General features: G+C 65.7%; 5 protein-coding genes. 2 read left to right on the top strand and 3 right to left on the bottom strand.

Translation table 11 applies throughout. The features are described from left to right. Nucleotides 1-139: 139 nt before the first annotated feature. The 3 genes from ACFVWT_RS22500 to ACFVWT_RS22490 form a co-directional block, all read right to left on the bottom strand. Entirely contained in the window at nt 140-1465 is a 1326-nt protein-coding gene (locus tag ACFVWT_RS22500) for an ABC transporter substrate-binding protein (protein ID WP_390251864.1), read from the bottom strand. Nucleotides 1466-1572: 107 nt separating this feature from the next. After that, a complete protein-coding gene (locus ACFVWT_RS22495; RefSeq protein ID WP_390251862.1) occupies nt 1573-2382 on the bottom strand; it encodes a hypothetical protein in 810 nt (269 codons plus the stop codon). Next, nucleotides 2379-3488 carry a Gfo/Idh/MocA family protein gene (locus ACFVWT_RS22490; RefSeq protein WP_390251860.1) on the bottom strand — a complete coding sequence of 370 codons (1110 nt, stop codon included), beginning with the start codon at nt 3486-3488 and terminating at the stop codon, nt 2379-2381. Before ACFVWT_RS22490 ends, ACFVWT_RS22495 begins: the two co-directional genes overlap by 4 nt. A gap of 185 nt (nt 3489-3673) precedes the next feature. Between ACFVWT_RS22490 and ACFVWT_RS22485 the strand changes: the two genes are divergently transcribed. Continuing rightward, nucleotides 3674-4906 (top strand): ROK family protein, encoded by a 1233-nt coding sequence (locus ACFVWT_RS22485; RefSeq protein ID WP_390251858.1) that lies wholly within the window; start codon nt 3674-3676, stop codon nt 4904-4906. An 83-nt stretch (nt 4907-4989) separates the two neighbouring features. Continuing rightward, complete coding sequence (locus tag ACFVWT_RS22480; protein ID WP_390251856.1) at nt 4990-6183, top strand: CynX/NimT family MFS transporter; 1194 nt, start codon at nt 4990-4992, stop codon at nt 6181-6183. Nucleotides 6184-6298 lie beyond the last annotated feature (115 nt).

Here is a 6298-nt window from a genome sequence, read left to right as displayed (position 1 = left end):
GAAGAACGTCCGGGTGGTCTGTGCGCTGAGCTTGCTTTTGCGTTTTCCGGGGGAGGCCCCGGGCCCGCCCGGGGCAAGCCCGCGGCGGGCCCGGGCCAGGCCGGACGATGTAATGGTGGATGACATGGCCGGTACCGTTCTACTTCTTCAGGACCGATTCGAGGCCGGACTGGAACGTCTGCAGGGCGGTCTTGGCGTCAGCCTTGGCGGTGAGGATCGTCTGGCTGAACTGGTTCAGGGCCTGGCCGCCGTCCAGCGCTGCGAGGTTGGCGTTGAGGGTCTTGCCCTGGGCCGCGAAAGTCTTGGCGATGGGCTGCCAGTCCTTGACGATCTTCACGTTATTGGGGTCATTGGCGAATTCGGGCATTTCCGTGATGGATTTGAACACCGGCAGGGCGGACATCAGTTTCTGGCGCCACAGTTCCTTCAGCTGGCCAAGGTAGTAGACCAGGAACTCCTCGGATGCCTCCTGGGACGGGGTGTTGTTGTACATCATGATGTTGTTCGGGAAGACGATGGTGGCCTTGTCTCCGTGCGGACCGGTGATGGGGTCCGCCACCAGCAGGTCGCCGGAGGTGTCTCCCACACGCTGCGGCACATTGACCTGGAAGAGGCCGTAACCGGCCTTGCCGTCTTTCCACTGGGCGGACATGTTGTCCGTGGTGTAGCTGACGGCCGCCGGATCGACGATTCCATTGGACACCAGCTCAAGGACGAATTCCATGGCCTCGACGTTGCGGTCGTTCATCAGGTCCAGCTCGCCGTCCTTATTCCAGACGCCGCCGCCGTTGTTGACCATCATCATGATCATGGAGTGGTTGCCGTAGTTGTTGCCGGCGCCTGCGCCGGTGGTGAAGCCGAAGGCTCCGACCTTCTTGAGCGCCTTACCGGCTTCCAGGAGGGACGGCCAGTCGGTGGGCAATCCTACGCCTGCCTTCTCGAACAGCGACTTGCGGTACCAGAACACTCGCATGTCCAGCTGCCAGGGGACAGCGACGTAGCCCTTGTCCGACTTGAACGGGTCCAGGACGCCCGGGAGGAAGTCGTCGAACTGGCCGTTGGCCTTGAGCTTGTCGATGACCTTGTCTGCGTAAGCGATCTGGCCCTGCTGCTCAAACTGGAACGCCTGGAACCCGCCGCCGGTGGACACTGCGGGGCCGGTCTTGGACGCGATGGCAGAGGAGAACGTCTGGTAGAAGTTGTTCCACTGGATGATCTGGTAGCTGGCCTTGCCGCCGTTGGCTCCGGAGAACCCTTCGGCGATCTTCTTGGCGGCGTCGTTGTAGGCCGGGGTGGCCCACGGCATGTCCCAGAATTTGATGGTTCCACCCGCACTGCCGCCGCCCTGCGAAGCGGAGCCGCCGCCGCAGGCGGCCAGGAGGGGAGCGGAGGCCGCGGCGGCAGCGAAGCCCAGGAACCCCCGCCGGGAGAAGGCGGAAGATGCGATGGAGGGTTTGGTAGACACGGTTGTTTCCTTTCAGGGCCCGGAGTGACTGAATGCCCGGGCCCTTCTCGACAATGAGTGGATGCTGACTTGAGGAACTGGAACTGCTGGTGGTTCGGTAGGGCTGTCTAGCTGGTGAGTTGGCTGAGGATTGACATAACGGCGGTGAACTGTGCCAGGTCGTTGGCGGGGACCCCGGAAGAAATATGCGAGTGGACCCTCGACCAGCTGGTCCGGTGTGACGATTCGTACAGGGTGGGCAGCGTCGTTGCTCCTTCTGTGGTTACCGTGCGGACTTCGGCCGGCCAGGCAGCTGCCGGGTCCGGCAGTACGACGTCGGCACGTCCGGTTGACGTCAGGATGGTGAGGCTGGCGGTGGCCGGCAGTGCGGAGGTGAGGATGCCCTGCAGTGCGACGGGAACGCCGTCCGCCGTGGTGCCGGCCACCGTGTAGCCGTTCCCGTTGCGCTGGACCATCCGCACGTTGCGGACCTCGATCCCGCACTGCACCAGGACGGCCAACTGATCGGTCAGCACGTGCAGCGGATCCGTGCCCGGAGCGGCGATGGCAACAGAGTCCAGCAGGACGGCGCCCTCGAGGGCCGTGGCGATGGCGCCATGCACGTTTTCTCTCGTGGAGTCCAGCGCCGGATTTCCTGCCCATTGCAGGTCAAGAACCACCACTGAGCCTGCGGTGTCTGCGGCCGCGACGAGCCCCGCAGTGTCTTCGGCCGCCGGCGCGGACACCACAACGCCTTTGGCTCCGTTGCGGATCGCGGCGGATGCCCGATCGGTCCAGCCGGCATGACCGGCGACGGCGGTGACATCCGCTGCCGACACTGCAGGACGGAAAGAGAGGGGAAGGGAAGCGACGACGGCGGACACCGCACCTGCTGCTTCAGCCTGCGGATCCGCGTACACGGACAGCTGCGTGGTCATGCGTTGACCTCCTGGTCTGCGGTGGAGCCGGCGGCACTGCCAGCATCAACCCGGCCTGTATCTACCCGGCCTGCGGCCGCTTCGGCGATGGCCAGCGCAAACTCGAGGTCGTGGATCAGTGTTTCGGCGGACGGCGGCTGCCCTGCACCGACAGCCAGATCGGCCAGTTTGCGCCACTCGCCCTCGTACCCGTTGTGGCCGAAGGGTGCAAGGACGGTGGTGCGCCCATCCCTGCGGATCCGGGCGGTTGCCGAGCCGGCCTGGACATAGGACGGGGTGAAGTCGATCTTCAAGGCCGCGTCGTTGCCGATCGCCTCAAATTCCCAGGATGGTTCCCACGTGGCATTCATCGCGGCGCGAAGTTCGATGGCCACGTTTCCTGCCCGCAGGGAAATGACGTAGCCGAAGGGACGGACGATTTCAGCGTGCAGGACCTCCACCGCCGCAAAATCGGGGGTGAAGCGGCGGACCAGGGGAAGATCGTGGATGGCCAGGCCCATCACTCCGCCGGTGAGCATCGCTTTGATGACCTCCGGGTCGGTGGCATCCGGCACCGGCACGGGCACACGGCCCACAATCTCGGTGGCAAAGTCTTCGAAGCGCGGGTTGGGCGGGAGGACGATGGAAGACCGGACCGTGTGGACCTGTTCCGGCAGGTCGCCCCAGGCATCTTCCGCTGCAAGCCAGCCCGGATCGAAGGTGTGCATGGCGCCCACGATGATAGGGACGCCGGTTTCGGCTGACACGGCGGAGATTGCGGCGGCCTCTTCGCCGTTCATGGCGAACGGCTTTTCGCAGAGCACAGCCTTCTTGCCGGCCCGGCACGCTGCGATGACCTGGGTTGCGTGGAACTGGTGCGGGCTGCAGATGGCCACAATGTCCACTGCGGGGTCCGCGAGGAGTTCTTCCATGCTGGTGCCGTACTTCGCGCCAACCCTGCCGGCCACCGACTCGGCCACCGCGGGATCAACGTCCATAATGTGGCGGACCTCGAGAATAGTTCCCAGCCGTGCCAGCGATGGCAGGTGGATCGCCTGCGTAACAGGCCCCGCGCCCAGAATGCCGACGCCGAGGAGGGGCCGTGATGCCTGTGCTTGGCTCGACAAGTTGCTTACCTCTTTGTAATAGCGGGAGCGTGATGACCGGGACTTCCGGCGATGCCCTGCCTCAGTGACACCGCTCACACATCAAGCTAGAACTACTTTTGTCGATCGTCAAGCAAAAGTTGGAAACTTATCGACAATCTTTTAGTGGAGTGACATGCATAAGACCTTCGTGCTATCACTGACTCATGAGCCCAACGTCTGGAAAAGAGACCGGCGTCGATGTCGGACCCGATGCCGCCCCTGACGGTGCCGGGAGCCTCTCCCGGGCCGGCGACCTCTTCCAGCTGCTCCGCGACGGCAAGGCGCGCACCCGGGCCGAACTGGCCCTGACCACAGGTCTCGCGCGGTCAACGGTGGCCGCCCGAATAGACGCGCTCATCTCCTCCGGATTGGTGGGTCCGGCCGGTGAGGCCAGTTCCAGCGGCGGAAGGCCGCCGTCGCGCTTTGCCTTCAATCCCGCCGCCCGCTCCGTCCTGGCAGTCGACGTCGGCGCCACGCACGTGATCGTTGCCGTCACCGACCTCGGCGGTAACATCCTCGCCGAAAGGCGCCTGGCGCAGGATGTTGCCGACGGACCGGAAAAGGTCCTGGGCCGTGTGGTTGAAGAAGGCAAAACACTCCTCAGCGAGGCGGGCCGGTCTGCCGCGGACCTGGCCGGCATCGGAATCGGACTGCCCGGGCCGGTGGAGCATGCCACCGGCATGCCGGTGAAGCCGCCGATCATGCCCGGCTGGGACGGCTTTGACGTGGTGCGTTACGTCCAGCGCTCGCTGCCGGTCCCGGTGCTGGTGGATAACGACGTCAACATCATGGCGCTGGGCGAACGAACGGCGTACTGGCCCGAACACGACAACTTCCTTTTCATCAAAGTGGCCACCGGCATCGGTGCAGGCATCATCAGCAGCGGCGAACTCCAGCGCGGCGCCAACGGAACAGCCGGCGATCTGGGACACGTCAGGGTCCCGCGCGGCGATGACGTCCTGTGCCGCTGCGGCAACTACGGCTGCCTCGAAGCGCTGGCCTCGGGACCCGCCGTCGCGCGGGAGCTGGCCCGTGAAGGGCTCCCGGCCGAGAAGGGAAGCGATGTCCTGCGGCTCGTGTCCGGGGGGAATCTCCAGGCGATCCAGGCGCTTCGCCAGGCCGGCCGGGACGTGGGGGATGTGCTGGCAACTGTGGTCAACCTGCTGAATCCGTCGGTGATTGTGATCGGCGGCAGCCTGGGCCAGGCGGGGGAGCACCTGATGGCCGGAGTGCGCGAAGTGGTCTACCGCCGGTCCCTGCCGCTGGCCACGTCACATCTTCGGATAGCCCTTTCGATGGCCGGGGACCAGGCTGCAATCCTTGGCGCCAGCCAGATGGTCACGCAACACGTGTTGTCTCCTGCCGTGATCGAAGCCACCCTGCAGGCAACGGGATAACGCCCGTCATGATGCCGCGGGCATGATAGCAATGAATTGATGACACGGATTTCCAGCCCCCGCACCAAGCCGCAGCCCGCCTCATGACGGCGAACATCCTCGCCAGGATTCCGCGCGGCTGGATCCTGCTGGCGAGCATCGGACTCATCGCGCTGAACATGCGGGGCCCGTTCGTGGCGGTGGCCCCGGTAGTGGGGCCGATGCAGCAGGACCTCGGGTTCTCGCCCGTGGAACTGGGACTGCTGACCGGCATTCCGGTGCTGTGCTTTTCGTTGGCGGCGCCGCTCGCGTCGCTGGCGGGCCGAAAGTTCGGTGCGGAATTCGCCATCATGCTCACCCTTCTGGGCGTGCTGGCCGGGGTGATTGTCCGCTCGGCCGGAAACGGCGGCCTCGTGCTGTTCGGAACCGCGATCATCGGCGTGGCCATCACCATCGGCAACATCGCCGTGCCGCTGATTATCCGGCGGGACTTTTCGCCGCGGCGGCAGGGGACCGCCATGGGTATATACACCGCTGCCCTGAACATCGGGTCCTTCCTCACTTCCGTGGTCACCGCGCCCCTGGCCGAATTGGCCGGGTGGCGGCTCTCGCTGGCGGCCAGCGGGCTCTTCGCCGTGGCCGCCACCGTCTTCTGGGTGATGGCGGTGGGCCGGCATGCCTTCGTTCCGTCCCCGGTCGAAGAGTCCGACCCCCGACCCGCCGGCGTTCGGCCGGCGTCCCGCTGGATCACGGCCGGGCTAACGGCGGGCTTTGCCGGGCAGGCTTTCTCCTACTACGGCGTCACCGCGTGGCTGCCGACCTTCCTGATCGACGAACTCGGCATGGCGCCCTCAGCAGCCGGCGCCGGGTCCTCGCTCTTCCAGATCCTCGCCATTGTGGGCGGACTCGGGGTGCCGATGGTGGCCAGGTTCGCCAGCACGACGGCGGTGGCCGTCACCCTGGGCCTGATGTGGCTGACCGTTCCCCTTGGCCTGCTGCTGGCCCCGGAACTGTGGTGGCTCTGGTCCTCCGTGGGCGGCGCGGCACAGGGCGGCGGCATCACGGTCATCTTCATTGCCATCATCAAGCTGGCGCGCGACCAGGCGTCCGCCGGCCGGATGTCCGCCGTCGTCCAGGGCGTGGGCTACTCGGTTGGCGCTGTTGCCCCGACACTCCTGGGCTACGTCCACGGACTGTCCGGATCCTGGACCAACCCGCTGCTGCTGATTCTTGCTTCGGTGGCGGCGTTCTTCCTGGGGACGACCCTCTCCGTGCGGAAGGTGCCGAAGACCCGCTGACGGGTCCCGCCGTCGTCGTACCTCACAGCCCGCACCGAGCGCGAACGGACACTTGAGCCCCACGCGAAAAGCGCGAACGGACAGTTGAGGCCCTTGAGCAAGGGCCTCAACTGTC

The organism is Arthrobacter sp. NPDC058288 (genome assembly GCF_042880995.1).
Taxonomy (GTDB): Bacteria; Actinomycetota; Actinomycetes; order Actinomycetales; family Micrococcaceae; genus Arthrobacter.
Note: the sequence above shows the minus strand (reverse complement) of the source record. Positions and strands in the feature narration are given on the sequence as shown.

Bases quoted from the DNA above. Each gene is read 5' to 3' on its own strand.
- ACFVWT_RS22495 (WP_390251862.1), bottom strand. From the start codon at position 2,382: ATGACCACGCAGCTGTCCGTGTACGCGGATCCGCAGGCTGAAGCAGCA.
- ACFVWT_RS22485 (WP_390251858.1), top strand. From the start codon at position 3,674: ATGAGCCCAACGTCTGGAAAAGAGACCGGCGTCGATGTCGGACCCGAT.
- ACFVWT_RS22480 (WP_390251856.1), top strand. From the start codon at position 4,990: ATGACGGCGAACATCCTCGCCAGGATTCCGCGCGGCTGGATCCTGCTG.